At 73.1% G+C, this 17,138-nt stretch carries 12 protein-coding genes; 6 read left to right on the top strand and 6 right to left on the bottom strand.

Features of this window, described 5'->3' with window-relative positions:
• Positions 1–174 precede the first annotated feature (174 nt).
• Complete coding sequence (locus ACGH2B_RS28690) at positions 175–1,206, bottom strand: isopenicillin N synthase family dioxygenase (RefSeq protein WP_399096119.1); 1,032 nt, start codon at positions 1,204–1,206, stop codon at positions 175–177.
• 369 nt (positions 1,207–1,575) lie between these two features.
• Between ACGH2B_RS28690 and ACGH2B_RS28695 the strand changes: the two genes are divergently transcribed.
• The 3 genes from ACGH2B_RS28695 to ACGH2B_RS28705 all read left to right on the top strand — a co-directional run bounded on the left by ACGH2B_RS28695 (position 1,576) and on the right by ACGH2B_RS28705 (position 8,451).
• Positions 1,576–2,148 (top strand): GNAT family N-acetyltransferase, encoded by a 573-nt coding sequence (locus tag ACGH2B_RS28695; protein ID WP_399096122.1) that lies wholly within the window; start codon positions 1,576–1,578, stop codon positions 2,146–2,148.
• Between the two features lie 400 nt (positions 2,149–2,548).
• Positions 2,549–7,612, top strand: coding sequence for a DUF6531 domain-containing protein (locus ACGH2B_RS28700; protein WP_399096125.1), 5,064 nt, complete (start codon positions 2,549–2,551; stop codon positions 7,610–7,612).
• 41 nt (positions 7,613–7,653) lie between these two features.
• Positions 7,654–8,451 (top strand): DUF4253 domain-containing protein, encoded by a 798-nt coding sequence (locus ACGH2B_RS28705; protein WP_399096128.1) that lies wholly within the window; start codon positions 7,654–7,656, stop codon positions 8,449–8,451.
• Positions 8,452–8,682: 231 nt separating this feature from the next.
• On the opposite strand, the gene ACGH2B_RS28710 is transcribed toward ACGH2B_RS28705, so the two are convergent.
• Complete coding sequence (locus tag ACGH2B_RS28710) at positions 8,683–9,801, bottom strand: FAD-dependent oxidoreductase (protein WP_399096131.1); 1,119 nt, start codon at positions 9,799–9,801, stop codon at positions 8,683–8,685.
• A gap of 51 nt (positions 9,802–9,852) precedes the next feature.
• Here ACGH2B_RS28710 and ACGH2B_RS28715 point away from each other — a divergent pair, with 51 nt between their 5' ends.
• The gene (locus tag ACGH2B_RS28715; protein ID WP_399096134.1) at positions 9,853–10,539 is read left to right on the top strand and encodes a TetR/AcrR family transcriptional regulator; all 687 of its coding nucleotides are present in this window, start codon (positions 9,853–9,855) and stop codon (positions 10,537–10,539) included.
• A gap of 178 nt (positions 10,540–10,717) precedes the next feature.
• Here the strand turns inward: ACGH2B_RS28715 and ACGH2B_RS28720 are convergent, their stop codons facing one another.
• Positions 10,718–11,047, bottom strand: a complete 330-nt coding sequence (locus ACGH2B_RS28720; protein ID WP_399096137.1) for a hypothetical protein — start codon at positions 11,045–11,047, stop codon at positions 10,718–10,720.
• A gap of 179 nt (positions 11,048–11,226) precedes the next feature.
• Between ACGH2B_RS28720 and ACGH2B_RS28725 the strand changes: the two genes are divergently transcribed.
• Positions 11,227–11,403 (top strand): hypothetical protein, encoded by a 177-nt coding sequence (locus ACGH2B_RS28725; protein WP_399096140.1) that lies wholly within the window; start codon positions 11,227–11,229, stop codon positions 11,401–11,403.
• 174 nt (positions 11,404–11,577) lie between these two features.
• On the opposite strand, the gene ACGH2B_RS28730 is transcribed toward ACGH2B_RS28725, so the two are convergent.
• The 3 genes from ACGH2B_RS28730 to ACGH2B_RS28740 all read right to left on the bottom strand — a co-directional run bounded on the left by ACGH2B_RS28730 (position 11,578) and on the right by ACGH2B_RS28740 (position 15,259).
• Positions 11,578–13,821, bottom strand: a complete 2,244-nt coding sequence (locus tag ACGH2B_RS28730; RefSeq protein ID WP_399096143.1) for a molybdopterin-dependent oxidoreductase — start codon at positions 13,819–13,821, stop codon at positions 11,578–11,580.
• Positions 13,822–13,909: 88 nt separating this feature from the next.
• Positions 13,910–14,581, bottom strand: coding sequence for an enoyl-CoA hydratase-related protein (locus ACGH2B_RS28735; protein ID WP_399096146.1), 672 nt, complete (start codon positions 14,579–14,581; stop codon positions 13,910–13,912).
• 60 nt (positions 14,582–14,641) lie between these two features.
• The gene (locus ACGH2B_RS28740; RefSeq protein WP_399096149.1) at positions 14,642–15,259 is read right to left on the bottom strand and encodes a TetR/AcrR family transcriptional regulator; all 618 of its coding nucleotides are present in this window, start codon (positions 15,257–15,259) and stop codon (positions 14,642–14,644) included.
• Between the two features lie 728 nt (positions 15,260–15,987).
• Here ACGH2B_RS28740 and ACGH2B_RS28745 point away from each other — a divergent pair.
• Entirely contained in the window at positions 15,988–17,064 is a 1,077-nt protein-coding gene (locus tag ACGH2B_RS28745) for a family 43 glycosylhydrolase (protein ID WP_399096152.1), read from the top strand.
• Positions 17,065–17,138: the final 74 nt, after the last annotated feature.

Genomic DNA, 17,138 nt, shown 5'->3' on the forward strand with positions numbered 1-17,138 from the left:
CGTGATCGTCCCCGGTGCCTCGGGTACCGGCAGGACCGTCCGCCCGGAGAGGCACCTCACACCGGTACGGGCCGGAGCGCCGCCGCGTGGCCGCGCCCCCGCGCGACCCTGCTGGGACGGCCTCCGCCTCACCCGCCGGGCGGGACGAAGGCCGTCACCCCAGGAGAACGCTCCTCACGCCGGTGTCAGAAGCTCCGCGTGGTGCCGCCGGGCGACCAGGGGGTGGGCCCGGAGCTTGCCCTTCAGCTCGTTGTAGCCGTACTCGGCGAAGAGCGGGTTGTCCGGCGCCTCCACGACGCCGGGAGCCGCCGCGGCGTACGGGAAGACGAGGGGCCGGACATGGGCGTCCAGCCGGGGGTTGTAGAAGAACGGCACGGAGAACCGCTCGGTGGTGCCGGGAGGCGAGACGACCCGGTGGTTGGTCGCCCGCAGGTAGCCGTTGGTGGCGACCTCCAGCAGCTCACCGAGGTTGACGACGAAGGCGCCGGGGAGCGGCGGCACGTCGTGGAAGAGTCCGTCCTCGCGCTGCACCTGGAGACCCCCGATCCGGTCCTGGAGCAGCAGCGTCAAAAAGCCGTAGTCCTTGTGGGCGCCAACCCCCTGACCTGCGCCGTCACCGGCGCCGCCCGGGTAGCGGACGAGTTTCAGATGGGGGTGGGCGTGCGCGCCGAAGATGCCGTCGTAGAAGGCGGGGTCGGCGCCGATCGCGGTGAGCAGTTCGCGCAGCAGCTTCTCGGCGACACCGCTGAGCCGCTCGACCCAGCGGAGGGCGGCCGTCCGCAGCTCCGGCAGCGCGGCGGGCCACTGGTTGGGCCCCTGGAGCCACCAGTACGCGGGCTCGCCGGGCCCCGGTGCGCGGGCCGGACGTTCGGCGCCGATGTCCAGCTGATCCCGCCAGTCCTGCCGGCCGCCGGTGCGCTCGTCGCCGGTCCGGGTGTAGCCGCGGAAGTGCGGCGAGTGCACGTTGTCGATCGCCAGCCGCTGCTCCTCGGGCAGCGCGAAGAACCGCCGCATGGCGGTGAGCAGCCGCCGCGTCTCGTCGTCGGTGACCCCGTGCCCGGTCAGTTGGAAGAACCCCACGTCATGCGCGGCACCGTGCAACTGCGCGTGCAGCCGGGCCCGCGCCCGGGGGCCGCGGTCGGCGGCGGAGAGGTCGATGACCGGCAGTTGCCGGTCCGGTGCGTGGGGCGTCGATACGTTCGTCATGATGCGTCCGCAGGGTGTACGGGGCGCCCGTACGCCGCCGGGGTGTGGCGGGCACAGGTGCCTGAGGGAGGTGAGACGTACGGCTGAGAAGCGGCCGGAACGGCGCGGAAGAAAGGCGGGCCGGACCGCTCAGAAGGAGCGTCGACAGCCCGTGCTCGTGACGCGGACGTAGTCCACGTGGCGGCGGCGAACGAGCGGGATCATGCGTTCAGCGTACTGCGCGGCACGGATTCCGGACATGACGCAGGTCACCGGCGTCCTGCCACCCCGTAGGGGATCGCCGCCCCCTGCGCCCCCGGCCCTCGCGGCATCACCCCGGGACCGGATATCCGGTGTCTGCCCGCCTCTTGAGGACGCAAGATGGCGGGCATGACTTCGGCCACCCCTGTACTGCACACCTCCCGCCTGCGGCTGCGCCCCTTCACCAACGCCGACGCGGACCCTCTCTTCGCGCTGCACAGCAGTAGCTCCGTGATGCGCTACTGGGATTCCCCTCCGTGGAGCGAGCGGGCCCGCGCCACTCGCTTCATCGACAGGTGCCGGGAGGCGGCGGACGAAGGCGCCGGGGTGCGGGTGGCCATCGACCGTGCCCGTGACGGGGCCTTCGTCGGCTGGTGCGGGCTGACCGAACGGAACCCGGACTACCGCAGCGCGTCGTTGGGCTACTGCCTCGACGAGACGATGTGGGGCCACGGCTACGCGACGGAGAGCGCGCACGCCTTGCTGCGATGGGCGTTCGGCACACTGGACCTGAACCGGGTCCAGGCCGAGACCGATACACGCAACCTGGCCTCCGCCCGGGTCCTGGAGAAGACCGGATTCGTGCGGGAAGGGACGCTGCGGGAAGAGTGCGTCGTGAACGGTGAGGTGTCCGACACGTGGGTTTTCGGATTGCTCAGGCGCGAGTGGCGGCCGTCGCCCCTCCCGGCTCCGGCCCGGTGAGCGGGTGTTGAGCCCCCGCGGGTGACGGCCCGTCCACTCGGGCCGCGATCCGGCCGATGCGTGGCTCCCCGCCGGGACCGGCATCTCGCGGCAACGGGCCGGGGACGCTCCGCTCCCCGGCCGAGGGAGCCGCCCAAAGGCCCGTATCAGCCACGGCCGGCCCGCCCGCCGCGCGCCCTCCACGGGGCTTCCGGATGCCGGACGCCGGGCAGGCCGTACGCGCCGGCGTCCGTTCCGGCCGACCGCCGTGTGCCCGGTCCGCGAGGCTCCGGACAGGCCCCGGCATGGCTCGCAGGAGTCTTGCGGCCGCGGTGGCGCGCTGGTGTCATGCGGGGGATCAACTCCAGCCACGGGGGCACTGCCGGCGGAGCGTGGCCCCTCGGCCGAAGAGGGGGCATCGATGACCGCACCGACGGGAGCACCGTTGGCCAGGCCCGTTCGTGAACTGCTGGGCCGGACGCCCGGCTACGGCTTCGGCGGTGACAACGTCGCCACCGCGACCGGCAACTACACCGAAGAGGCGACGGACCTGACCTTCCCCGCCACGCTGCTCGGGCTGCTGGACTGGTCCCGCAGATACAACTCGCTCGGCACGTCCGGCGGCCCGTTCGGCCGCGGCTGGACCACCTCGCTCGGCACCCGCCTGGAGGAGCAGCGGAGCGGGAACGTCGAACTCCACAGCGAGGACGGGCGGGTACTGCTCTTCCTCCGCCGTCCGGACGGCGGCTACCGGCGCCCGCAGGACCTGGACGCGGACCTCACCCGGGACGACGAGGGCGGCTGGACGCTCCGCGCCAACAACGGCGCCCGTCGGCACTTCGACGGAGACGGACGGCTGACCGCCCTGGAGCGGGAAGGCCGGCGCGTCACCCTCACCTACGGCGCCGAGGGCCGGCTCCAGCACGCCGCACACTCCTTCGGCCGCGGCCTGTCCTTCTCCTACGACGGCGCCGGGCGCCTGACCAGGGCCGAGGCCGACGACGGGCGCGCGGTGGCGTACGACCACGACGGTGAGGGCAGGCTGACCGCCGTCACCGGCCCGGCGGCGGGCGCCACCACGCGGTACGCCTACGCCGCGAACGGCAGGCTGAGCCAGGAGACGGACCCCGACGGCACCGTGGCCGTGACCAACGTCTACGACGACGCGGGCCGGGTGATCCGCCAGGAACACCCGGCGGGCAGCAGGACGGTGTTCGCCTACGGCACGGGCGTCACCACGGTCACCACCGAGCCCTCCGGCGCCCGCACCACCCACCGCAGCGACGCCCGGGGCCGGCTGGTCGAACTGACCGACCCGCACGAGCGGACCGCCACCTTCGGCTACGACGAGAACGGCCGGTTCGTCGCCGGGACCTCCCCGGGCGGCACGGACGTCACCCAGCGCTTCGACGACCGCGGCAACCTCACCCGGTCCACCGTCGCCGGCGCGACCACGGCGTACCGCTACGACGGCCACGACCGCCTCACCGGCGTGACGGACGCGGAAGGCACGACCACCCGCTACGCGTACACCGGCGACAGCCATGTGCCGTCCCGCATCACGGAGCCCGGCGACGCCGTCACCGAGCGGACGATCGAGAACGGCCTGGTCACCGTCGTGACCGACCCGGACGCGCACACCACCCGCTACCACTACGGCGAGCGCGGCGAACTCACCTCCGTCACCCACCCCGACGAGAAGGTCACCCGCTACGCCTACGACCGGGCGGGCAACGTCACCGAGGCGACCCTGCCCAGCGGCAGCCCGCTGCGCTGGACCTACGACGCCCAGGGCCGCACCACCTCGTACACCGGACCGCTCGGCGAGGAGAGCCGCCAGGAGTGGTCGCCGGGCGGCCGGCTGCTGCGGCAGACCGATCCGGCCGGTGGGGAGACGACGTTCGGCTACGACGCCGCCGGCCGGCAGACCTCCGTCACCGACGTCATGGGCAGCACCACCACACACGAGTACGACGCCGACGGAAACCTGGTCAAAACCACCGACCCGGAGGGCGGCGTCACCACCTACGCCCACGACTCCCTCGGCCAGGTCGTCCGCACCACCGACCCGGTCGGCACCGAGACGCACTTCCGCTACGACGCGGACGGCAACGCCACGGAGACGGAGGACCCCAACGGCATCACCCGCACCGGGTACGACGCCGTCGGCCGCGTCACGTCCGTCACCACCCCGGAGGGCGGCACCACCCGCTACCGCTACGACCGGGCCGGGCGCCCCACCGGCGTCACCGACGCGGAGGGCGGCCGGTGGAAGATCGAGCACGACGCGTCCGGCAATCCGGTGCGCGTCCTCGACCCGACCGGCTCACTGGCCAGGCAGCACTGGACGCGGAGCGGCTACCTCGACGAACTCGTCGACCCCGCGGGCGAGTCGGCGAAGATCCGGCGGGACCGCCGCGGCCAGGTGGTCGAGGTCGAGGACCGCCAGGGCGGCATCACCCGCACCGCCTACGACGCCGACGGCCGCCCCCTCGCCGTCACCACCCCGGCGGGCTTGACCACCCGCAGCGAGTACGACGCCTCCGGCCGGCTCATCACCCGCACCGACCCGCGCGGCTGGGTCACCCGCTTCGCCTACGACGAACTCGGCCGGAGGACCGCACAGACCAGCCCGTCGGGCATCACCACCCGCTACCGCTACGACCGCGCCGGCCGGCTGACGGCCGTCATCAACGGCGAGGGCAACCAGTCCCAGTACGGCTACGACCGGACCGGCCGGCTGATCTCGGTCACCGACGAGAAAGGCGCCGTCACCCGCTACGAGTACGACAAGGCGGGCCGGGTCACCGCCGTGACCGACCCGCTGGGACGGACCACCCGCCGGGCGTACGACCGCGCCGGCAACCTCAGCAGGGTCACCGGCCCGGACGGCGACTCCGAGCACTACAGCTACGACAAGGACGGCCGGCTCACCCGCCGGCGGGCGGACGACGGCACCGAGGTGACCTACGCCTACGACAAGGCCGGACGCCGGACCGGTATGACCGATGCCACCGGCACCACCCGCTTCGACCACGACAAGGTCGGCAACCTCACCCGCGTCACCGAGCCCGACGGCAGCGTGATCAAAGCCGCCTACAGCAAGGCCGGCCACCTGTCACAGCTCGGCTACCCGGACGGCCTGCGGGTCGACTACCGCCACAACCCCAACGGCCGGCTCATCGCCATGAAGGACTCCAAGGCCGGCAGCGCCCAGTACGCACTCGACCCGGACGGCCGGCTGCTCACCGAACAACTCCCGGAGCGGACGGCACGCCGGTACGCCTACGACCAGGACCGGCTGCGGCAGTACGAGGTCTTCCAGGACGGCAGGCCGGTGGCCCGAACCGACCTCACCCACGATCCGGACGGCCGGATCCTCACCCAACGGGACACCACCCCGGCCACCAGCACGTTCCGCTCCTTCCGCTACGACCGGCTCGGACAACTGGCCGCCGCCCGCCGCTGGGACATGACCCCGTGGCCCTGGCAGCCCCGCCACGGCCACGGCGACAACCACCCCGAGCCCACCGTCCACCAGCCGAACGAGACCCACGGCCCGTGGACAAAGAACCCGGGCGGAGCCCTCGACCACACCTACGACGCGGTCGGCAACCGCACGGTGATGCGCCACGGCGACAGCGAGACGCACTACCGCTACGACGCCGCGGACCAACTGCTCTCCTCCAGCTCGCACGGCCTGCACACCCGCTACGCGTACGACTCCTCCGGCCGCCTCACCGAGATCCGTACGGGTGACTGCCGCAGGCGCCTCACGTACGACGGCTTCGGACGGCCGGTCAGGGCGGTCACCGACGACGGGGCTCCGCGGGAGGAGGCCGTGGCCACCTACAACGGCGACGGACTGCTCACCCGGCTGGTGCTCACCCACACCGACCGGCGGCGCGACGAGGTGCGCTCGGCGTCGGTGCGCTACTGGTGGAGCCCGGAGCAGGTACCGCAGATCCTCAGCCAGCGCGCCGACCCGGAGCTGGCCGACACCGAACGCGGACACCCGAGCCCGTTCAACGCGGACTTCAGCTACGGATACGGCCGCACGTTCGCCACCTGGCGGGGCGGCAGCGAGAACTTCCACCGCGACATCCACGGTTCGACGATCCGCACACACCGCACGCGCGCCTGGGCGCAGGCCGAGAGCTACGGGCTCTTCGGGGAGCCCGGCGGGGACGGCCACGGCCACCCGGGCTGCTGCGGCCGGTCGCACTGGCAGCACGGCGACCACGGCGACCACGGACACGGCCACGATCACGGTGACGGCCACCACGACCACGGCGAGCACGGCCACGACGGTGACGGCCACCACGACCACGGCGAGCACCACCACGACCACCACGACCACGACCGTTGCCCGCACCACGCCCCCTGCGACCGCGGGCGCTCCCCGCTGCCCGCGCCGCGGCTCCCGCGCTTCGGCTACCGCGGTGAGCAGGCACTCGGCGGCATCCTCAACCTCCGGGCCCGGCTGTACTACACCGGCCTGGGCCGCTACACCTCCCGCGACCCGGTCACCACCGAGAAGGCCGGACCGGGAGGCGCGGAGAACCCGTACGCCTACACCCGGAACGACCCGCTGAACCGCACCGACCCGCGCGGGCTGCTCTCCAGCCCCGGGGCGGCGCTCCAGATGCGTGCCTGGGCGGTGCGGTCCGGCGGCACGGCGGCGGAGAGCGCGGTCGCCCAACGGCTGCAGAGTTCGCGCCGGCAGGTCTACGGATCCGTCACCCGGCTCGCGGCGGGCCCCGGCATCAACTGGCGTGAGCCGCACGACAACGCCCAACACGTCGCCGCCAAGGCGCTGCGCGCCCAGGTGTCGGGCGGCGCCATCCGCGAGACGGTCCACCTCCCCGGCGGCAGCTACAAGCGGGCGGAGGACCGGTACCCGGCCAACCCCGACCCCAGCAAGAACGCCGGCGAGATCGACATCCTGCACGAGAACACGGGCACCAGGACCGCCAAGATCTGGGACGTGAAGGCGATCGGGCAGGCGCCCACGGCCAAGGCCCAGGTGCTCCACTACAGCAAACGGTTCGAGCAGTGGAAGACGGCCCAGGGCGAAACCGGCTGGAAAGCGGGGCCCGGCCAGGCCATGACCGGGGTGTACCCGGTGCCCGGATCGAACAACGTCGTCTTCTCGCCCAACGGGAATCAGGACGGCCTGATCGTCTATCAGAACAAGGACAAACCCAGGGACCCGACACCGCACCCCGTGCCGGTACCCCAACCGCAACCGCGGCACCAGCCACAGGAGAAGCCCCGGCCCTGGTGGGACCCGCGGGGCTGGGAGCCGCCGTGGGAGTGGGACCTGCCCTGGAAAGGCATCCTGGAGGGCACTCTCGTCGTGCTGGGCGCGGCGGCCCTCATCGCCCTCGCGATCGTCGCGCTGCCGGCGGAGGTCCTCGCGGGCGCGGCCGCGGCCGTCGTCGCGGGCGTCGTCGGCCTGGCGGGCGCCCTCGCCTCCGGATGAGGTACGGAACGCCGCCCGCCGCCGGAAGTTAGCCTCCCGCCATGACGCTCACCACGCAGCAGCTCCCCGGCGGCCTGCCGCCGGGGAGGCTGATCGTCCCCGACCCGCGGTACGCCTGGCCCGGTACGGAAAGCCCGGCCGACCCGGTGCTGTGGGTCTCCGACGAGCCCCTGCCGGCGGCGGAGGCCGGGCACCGCTGGGGCGAGTTGTACGCGCACCGCCGCGAGAGCGGCCTGTGGCCGCTGCTGCTCGGCGCGCTCCCCGACGCCGACGGGGAGCCGCTGAGGCCCTGGCACAACGGCCAGTTGCACACCGCCGGGACGGACGAGGCGGACGAGGCGGACCTCGCCCGGCTCGGCGCCGACGGCTGGGCGGAGCTGGGACGGTACACGCGGCTGCCGTACCGGACGTGGCCCGGAATGGCCCCGGCGGCAGGCCCGGCGGACGATCCCGACACCGGCGCCCTGGCACTGACCGGCAGTGCCGACGGCGTCCGGGCGCTGTTCTCCGGCGCCGGCCGGGGCCCGTACCTCGGCCTCACCGACGCCACGGACGGCGCCCGCGCGATCCTGGCCTGCGGCTGGCAGCCGGAGATCGGCCCCGATACCGTCGCGGCGCTGGTACGAAGCTGGGACCGGCGCTTCGGCGCGCGTCTGTGCGCCCTCGAAGCCCAGTCCCTCGGCCTGTCGGTCGCCCGGCCTCCCCGCACCCCGGGCCACGCCCGCCAAGTCGCCGCGGAACACTTCGCCTTCTGCCCGGACCTGGCGGAGGCCGTCGGCTTCGACACGTACGCGGCAGCCCTCGTCGACGCGCCGGTCTGGGCCCTCGGGTGGCTCTGAGCAGGGAGAACGGTCCGCGCCACGGCGGCGGACACCCGGCCCCGCGGGCTCTCGGCGCCGTCCCCGCCCGGCCACGCCGACGCCGCCGGTGCGGCCGGGCGCGGCCCTACGGCAGCGCTTCCTCCGTCACTTCGATGACCCTGGCCGGGGTCATGACGCCGCCGAGGGGAGCGGCCACGGAAGCGGTCGAGGTGTTGCAGGAGCCGGTTCGCTGGCTCTCGCGCCCGGCGGTCAGGAGGGCTGGACTTCGTCGAAGAGGGCGAGGGCTTCGGCGGGGTCCGGGCTGACGAGGCGTTCCAGACCGGCCGTCGTGATCTTCGCCCACCTGCCGGCCCGCGCCCACATCTGTTCCTCGAAGGCGCGGACGGCCTCGTCCGGATCTCCCGGGGCGCCGGCGACGGCCTCGGCGAGCTCGGCGCCTTCCAGCATCGCGAGATTCGCGCCCGCCCCCAGCGGAGGCATCAGGTGGGCGGCGTCGCCCAGGAGCGTCACCCCGGGGACGTGGGTCCAGCGGTGCGAAACGGGCAGGACGTGGAGGGGGCGGTGGACGAAACCGGTGCCGCGGCGGAGCAGGTCGAGGAGGGGAGCGGCCCAGCCGCCGAACAGGTCCAGCAGGCTCGCCCGCACGGCCTCGGCGTCGGCGGGATCCGGATGCGTGTGCCGGTCCAGCGGCGCGCGGAACTGGGCGTACACCTTGATGTGGCCGCCGCTGTTGCGCTGGGCGACGAGGGAGCGGTTCACCCCGTACACCGCCATGGAACCGTCGCCGACCAGTTGGGCGAGGTCAGGGTGGCGGGTGCCGACGTCGTCCAGGGAGGTCTCGACCGCGGTGACGCCGGTGTAGTGCGGTCTCACCGGCGAGACGGCCGCGCGGGTCCGTGACCAGGCGCCGTCCGCGCCGACCACGAGGTCGAACGTTTCCTGCCGCCCGTCCGCGAAATGGACCCGTACGCCGTCCCGGGCCCCCGGCACCACCCGCGTCACGCCCCGGCCCCACTGGACGTCGAGCGGGCCGAGCAGCAGGTCGCGGAGGTGCCCGCGGTCGATCTCGGGATGGGCCCGGTCATCCGGGCGGGGGCGCCAGTCGCGCAGGACGGTCCCGTCCGTGTCCAGGATGCGCATGGCCTGCCCCTCGGGGCGGGACAGCGCCTGGAACTCCGTCAGCAGCCCCGCCTTCTCCAGCGCGCGCTGGCCCAGCCCCTCGTGCAGGTCCAGCGCGCCGCCCGGAGGGCGCGCGTCCGGAGCGGAATCCCGTTCGAGGATCGTGACGGGGTGGCCATGGCGGTGCAGGACACGGGCGAAGGCAAGGCCGCCGGGGCCGCCCCCGACCACTGCGATACGGCGTCTCATAGCGATACACTGTATTTCTCCACGACGGAGCACCGCAAGGAGGGCGTGACCATGACCGTGTGGGACCGGCCGGAGCCGCCGGCGCGACCCGTGCCGCTCGACCGGGAGCGGATCGTCGCCGCCGCCATCGCGCTGGCCGACGAAGGCGGGCTGGAGGCGGTGTCCGTGCGCAAGGTCGCCGCTCGGCTGAACGCCGGCCCGATGCGGCTGTACGGATTCCTCTCCACCAAGGAGGAGCTGTTCGACCTCATGGTGGACGAGGTCCAGGCCGAGATCCTCCCCGGGAAACGGTCCGGCGACTGGCGGGAGGCGCTGCGCACCCTCGCCCACCGCACCAGGCGGACCGCTCTCCGCCACGAATGGCTGGCCGACCTGCTCGGCGGCCGCCCGGCCCTGGGTCCGAACGGCCTCGCCCTGACCGAGGCCAAGCTGGCCGCCCTCGACGGCCGCGCCGACATCGACACCGTCCTGCGCGCCGTGGAAACCGTCAGCGCCTACGTCATCGGCGCGCTCAGGCGCGAGATCGCCACCCTGCGTGCCGAACGCGCCACGGGCCTGTCCGAACGCGACTGGCAGCGCGCATCCGGCCCGCACGTGACGAAAATGCTGGCCACAGGCCGTTTCCCGGCACTGAGCAAGGCCGTGCGCGACGGCACGGACGCGGACGCGGAAACCTCCTTCACGACCGGCCTGGACTGGGTCCTCGACGGAGTGGCCGCCAAGCTCACCCGGCCTTGAGGATTCTCCTGCCCGGGGAAAGCGCCGCTGGATCGCTGCCCGACGGGCCCGGCCCGGCCGAACCGAACCCCACCACCCGTCGGGGAACGGGAAGAGCGCGCCAGGTCTCCGGAAGGTCCGGGCGCGGGTGATCACTGAACGCCGCCTCGTGCGCCGGCTTGTCGTCGTGCGGGGGTGTTCAACGGGCGAGGTCCTGCCACCACCAGGCGATCGTCGGCAGCCGGCGGGGGTCGTGGGCGCCGGTGAGCGGGGTCTGCGACCAGTGGTGCGGGTCGAGGGGCGCGGCGCCGGTGGGGGCGGGGTGCGGGACGTGGTAGCGCGGGGTGCGCAGGCCCCATTCGATGTTGCCGCGGATGCCGTGGCCGAGGTCGTCGAGGTAGCGCCGCAGTCCGGCACCGGCGTGGCGGGTGACCTCGGCGCGCAGCGTCAGGAACCGTTCCAGGACGCTGTCGCGCAGCGCGACGGCCTCGTGGAGGGCCTGCCGCGGGGTGAGGGACTCGTCCGCCATGAGGACGGTGACGACGTTCTGGTCGGTCTGGCCGCGCGGTGATGATCTCCAGCGCCGAGCGGACCGCCTGCTGCGGGGAGAGGGATTCCTTGACGAGTTCGGTGACGATGCCGACGAGTTCCTGGGAGAACACGTCGATCAGGGAGGTCTCGGGGCACAGGTGCCGGATGGAGCCCTCGATGTTGGCGAACGACTTGCCCAGGACGGAGACCATCGGACTGGTGCGGATCCCGCGCCGGGTGGAGTGCTGGAGGACCGCCGTGAGGGTCCGACCTCGTCGACTTCGGGAACACCGGTACCTGTGGCTCTCCCAGGAATGCGGCAAGCAGCTCTACCTCAAGCGGTACACCCCCTGAGCGCTTCCACCGGATCCGGGACGTCCGCCGCCGCCCGCCCCGGGGGGCGAGAGCGGTGACGCGCGGTCGGACGCTCCCACGCCCTTCCGAACCGACGCCGCGTCAGCGGTCCGCAGCCCTGACGCCGTTGTCCTCGTGCTGCCGGGGCGGCCTCGTGCGGGGCGGGGAGCCCCGTCAGGCGGGCAGAGGTTCGATGCGGGCGGGGACGTGTTTGTGCCAGGGGGTGCCGGCGATGGGATCGCGCCAGGTGAGGTCGGTGAGGGTGTTCAGGGCGACGCCGGTGCGTTCGGTGCCGCCGCCCTCGGTGGGCAGGTCGAGGCCGAAGCCGTTCGGCAGCGCCGCGTGGCCGGGCTGCAGGCGGTCGTCGATCTCGACGAGTGCCTGAGCCGTGCCGCGGCTCGTGGTGATCCGGGCGGGGGCGCCGTCGGACAGTCCGAGCTGTTCGGCGTCGTGGGGGCTGACGCGCAGTGCGCCCTGGGCGTCGCGCTTGCGCCAGGCGTTGTCGCGGAAGATCGTGTTCGCGGTGAAGGCCCGGCGCTGGCCGGCGGCCAGGACGATCGGGAAGTCCTCCGTGGTGTGGACGGCAGGAGTGGAGTCCAACTCCGCAAGGAGGCCGAGGAGTTCGGGGATGGGCAGCGGGATGCGGTGGCCGGGGTGGGGGACGTAGTTCCAGGCGTCCGTGTACTCGTCCTCGGTGAATGTGATCCCGGACCGGCCCTCCAGCATCGCGTCGAACAGGGCGTCGGCGCTCGCGTGTCCGGCCCGGCGCATCGCGGCCGGGTACTCCTTGGCGATGCGCTGCGCGAGCGCCCACAGCACGGCGGCGGAGCGGGCGCCCGAGGGGAGGGTCGGGCCGAGGGTCTCGTACAGCAGGTGCGGGGCCATGGCGACGGTGGACCTGTCGAGGGCGGCCAGGGCGGCGAAGGCGAGCTTGTACGGCACGCGGCCCAGGCGGGCCGCCGTGCGCAGCACGGTGAGCCTGCTGCGCGGGACGGCGTCCAGTTCACGGACGAGACGGGCGTAGATCTCGGGCTCGGGCAGGGTGCCGGGCAGCGGGTCGAGGACCGGGGCGCGCAGGTGGAAGGTGTTGTGGGGGAACTCGAAGGTGAAGAAGGTCGCCTCCCACTTCTCGAACTGGGAGGCGGCCGGCAGCACGTAGTCGGCCTGGCGGCCGGTCTCGGTCAGGGCGATGTCGATGACGACGACCAGGTCGAGCGCGGCGAGTGCCCGCGCGAAGGCGGCGGAGTCGGCCAGGGAGTGCGCCGGGTTGGACGACTCGATGACCATCGCCCGGAACCGGTCCGGGTGGTCGGTGAGGATCTCCTCGGCGATGACGTTGCAGGGCACCAGGCCGCCGGGCATCCGGGCGCCGGTGACGGGGGTGCGGCGCGGCCCGGTGGAGTAGCGGGCCAGCGGCGCGATCCACGAGTGCGGCTGCATGGCGCCGGGCTTGGCGAAGTTCCCCGTCAGCAGCCAGGTCAGCTTGTTGAGGTAGGAGACCAGCGTGCTGTTGGGGCCCTGCTGTACGCCGAGGTCCTCGTACGTCGAGACGCTGGAGGCGGTGGCGATGACGCGGGCCGTCCGGCGCAGCAGGCTCTCGTCCACCCCGCAGGTGGCCGCGCAGCGGGCGACGTCCACGGTCTTGAGCTGCGCGATGACGGTTTCGGCGCCGGTGGTGCGGGAGTCGAGGAAGCCGTGGTCGATGAGGTCTTCCTGGACCAGGGTGCCGAGGAGGCTGGCCAGGCACCAGGCGTCGGTGCCGGGCTTGACCTGGAGGTGGATGTCGGCGAGGTCGGCCGTTTCGGTGCGGACCGGGTCGATGACGATCATCGTGCGGGCGGGGTCCTTGGCGATGTCCTTGAGGACGGTGCGGGCGCGTGGGACGCCGTGGGACTGCCAGGGGTTCTTACCGAGGAAGAGGGAGACCTCGGCGCGGGGGAAGTCGCCGGTGGTGTGGCCGCCGGTGAGGTGGGCGTCGACGTGTCCCTCACCGGTCTTCTCCTGCGCGAGGGGGTTGGAGCGGTAGCGGGCTCCGAGGGCGCGCAGGAGGGCGCCGCTGTAGGCGCCGCCGAGGTGGTTGCCCTGTCCGCCACCGCCGTAGAAGAAGATCGATTCGCCGCCGTGGGTGTCCCGTACGGTCTTCAGCCGGGCGGCGATCTCGCGTATCGCGGTGTCCCAGTCGAGGGGGGTGAAGCTGCCGTCCGCCTCCCGCCGCAGGGGAGTCGTCAGCCGGGCCCCGCCGTTCTGGTAGTGATCCAGGCGCAGGGCCTTGTTGCAGGTGTAGCCCGCGGTGGCGACGTGGTCCTTGTCGCCGCGGATCTTGGCGAAGCGGCGGCCGTCGGTCCGGATCTGGATACCGCAGTTGTTCTCGCACAGGATGCACGCGGTCTTGTGCCAGGCGGCGGTGTCGGCGGTCATCGGCCCTGTCTCCTCGTACGGTGAGCGGTTCGGGTGGCCCGCCCCGGGGAGAAGGCCCGGGGCGGGGGGCGGTCGGCGGGGCGGCGGCTCAGCCGAGCGGGGCGGTGGTGTCCCGCAGGGTGGCCAGGGCCGGGCCGTACATGCGGGCCTTGATGGTGCCCAGGGTGTCGCCGGCCTTGTTCACCTGCGCCCGGGCGATCTCGGTCGCGGTGGACCGCACGGCGTCCTCGGCGACGGCCCGGTCGACGATGCCGGCGGCCGCGGCGTCGGCGCCGCCGTAGCGGCGGGCGGTGAGCATCGCCTCGTGCGCGGTCTGCGGCGCCAGGCGGGACTGGATGAGCGCGGCCATGCCGGGGGTGAAGGGGATGTTGATGTCCGCTTCGGGCAGGCACCAGTAGCCGCGGTCGGCACGCATCACGCGGAAGTCGTGGGCCAGGGAGAACATGGCGCCGGCGGCGAAGGTGTGCCCCTGCAGCGCGGCCACCGTGACGACCGGCAGCGACAGCATCCGCGCGAACAGCCCGTGGACGGCGACGACGTAGTCCTGGTGCTGGTCGGCGTGGGCGAACAGCCATTCCAGGTCGAGCCCGTTGGACCAGAACTTGCCCGTGGCCGCGGTGACCAGGGCACGGGGCCCCTCCGCCTTCTCCACTTCGTCCAACGCGGCGCCGACGGCGGCGATCCAGTCGGGGTGGAAGCGGTTCTCCCCGTCCCCGAGGTCGAGGACGAAGACGTTGTCGTGACGGTCGAGCGAGGGCATGGTGACTCCTTCGGACTGAGCTGACATGGGGTGCGGGCGTGGGCCGGAAAGGGCGGCGGGCTACGCCCCGGGGCGAGGTCCGGGTCCGGCGCCGGGGCGCTCCCGCAGGGCGTGGCGGAGCAGGTCGTGGATCTCCGCGGCGGCGGCCTCGATCGGGGCGGTGCTCCGCTCGGCCCGGCACATGATCACCGCGCCTTCGACCGCCGCGATGATGAAGGCACCGAGCCGGCGGCTGCGGTCCTCGGCCAGACCGTGCCGCAGCAGGAGGCCCGCGAGGGCGTCCTGCCAGCGGGTGAAGACGGCGGCGGCGGAGCGGGCCAACTGCGGCGCGTCGTCGTTCGTCTCGACGGCCACCGCCACGATCGGGCAACCGGCCCGGAAACCGCTCTCCACGAGCCGGTCACGCCACAGCACGAAGAACGCGTCGACGGCCTCGACCGGATCGTCCGCCTGCATCGCGGCATCGATCAGACCCGCGATGAAGTCCCCCGCCAGCGCCACCGCCTCATCGATGAGCTGCGCCCGCCCGCCGGGGAAGTGGTGATACACCGAGCCCCGAGGGGCCCCGCTGTGCGCGAGCACCCGGTCCACGCTGGTCGCGCTCGCCCCGTACTCGCGCAGCAGAGCAGCGGCGCTGAGGATCATCCGGTCACGGCTGTCACTCCTGCGCGGACTCACACGCCACCACCCTCCCGTCGACAGGGCGACCCACCGAGCGGGCTACCTGTCAGTAACTTATGGGCTATGGCATAGAACATGCAAGCGGTTGTCGCGATCATTCCTTCGGCATCGGCATCGGCATCGGCGATCGCCGCTCGGGTGAGGCGGTGCGCCGCCGAATCGGACGCCACGGTCCGCTCGGTTCAACGCGCCGGACTCGGCGGAACCCTTCGGCGGCGGGCGTGGTGTGCGCGTCGGTCGTCGGCCGCCGCCGGGGTCGCCCGGTCCGGGGCCAGGGCCTTCCGCGGGCCCGCCGACCGCGGCATGGCGAACTGCTGGGCCTGCTCGGCGGGGTGGCCTGTTGTCTCCCGGTCGAGCGCGGCGGGCGCGTGATAGCCGGTGCCGAAGCCGTTCGGCGGTCGCCCGCGACGGCCATTCCCGCGTTCCGGTGCGTCGGCCGGGGTCGCGTACGCAAGGGCTGCCGTGGCCGGTGTGAAGGGTGCTGTCACGACCGTTGACGCGGCCGTGGTGCCCTCTTACGGTTTGGTCGTTCGGCATCACAGATAGCGTCCGAAATATCGAACGTCCCTGTTTCCGGGCCTCGGTTGCGAGTGCCCCTGCCACGCCGCACGGATCGGGAGAGCCCGGTCGCCCCGGACCCGAGCCGACCGGAGCGCCTGGACCCGGCCGTATCCGGCTCACGAACCGCGCGGAGCCCCTCACCCCCTCTCGCGAAAGGCAGCCCCATGCCCCCTGCCGATACCCCCAGCCGCCGCGCCCTCCTGCGCGGCGCACTCGCCGTGAGCGCCGTCGCCGCCACTCCCGGCCTCGCGCACGCGGCGACGCCCCGGACCACGGGCGCCTCCGTCGCCGGGTACCGCAATCCCCTGGTCGAGCAGCGCGCCGACCCGCACATCCACCGCGACCCGGCCGACGGGCGGTACTACTTCACGGCCACCGTCCCCGAGTACGACCGCATCGTGCTGCGCCGCTCCCGCACCCTGCGCGGTCTCGCCACCGCCGGGGAGTCGGTGATCTGGCGCAAGCACGGCAGCGGTGACATGGGCGCGCACATCTGGGCCCCGGAACTGCACCGCATCGACGGCAAGTGGTACGTCTACTTCGCGGCCGCGCCCGCCGAGGACGAGTGGAAGATCCGCATCTGGGTCCTGGAGAACGCCCACGCCGACCCGTTCGAGGGAAGCTGGACGGAGAAGGGACAGATCGTCACCGCCTGGGACACCTTCTCGCTCGATGCGACCACCTTCACGCACCGGGGTGACCGCTATCTCGCATGGGCCCAGCACGAGCCCGGCATGGACAACAACACCGGCCTCTTCCTGTCGCGGATGGCGAACCCGTGGACCCTGACCGGTCCCCAAGTGCGGCTCAGTACACCGGAGTTGCCGTGGGAGTGCGTCGGCTTCAAGGTCAACGAGGGCGCCTCGGTGATCCAGCGCAACGGCCGGGTGTTCCTCACCTACTCGGCGAGCGCCACCGACAGCAACTACTGCATGGGCCTGCTCACCGCCGACGCGGACAGTGACCTGCTCGACCCGGCGTCCTGGCGCAAGTCTTCCGAGCCGGTGTTCACCAGCGACGACACCACACGGCAGTACGGTCCGGGGCACAACTCCTTCACCGTCGCCGAGGACGGCCGCACCGACGTGCTCGTCTACCACGCACGGCAGTACAAGAAGATCACCGGCGATCCGCTGGACGACCCCAACCGGCACACCCGGATCCAGCCGTTCGGCTGGAAGCCGGACGGCACCCCGGACTTCGGCGTCCCGGTGGCGGACGGACCGGCGGGCGTGCGCTGAGGACCCGAACGCGACATCACGGCCCGGTGGCGGGGCTCAGGGAAGGGACGCCCGCGGCCCCGCCACCGGCGTGG

The organism is Streptomyces sp. BBFR2, assembly GCF_044497305.1.
Lineage (GTDB): Bacteria > Actinomycetota > Actinomycetes > Streptomycetales > Streptomycetaceae > Streptomyces.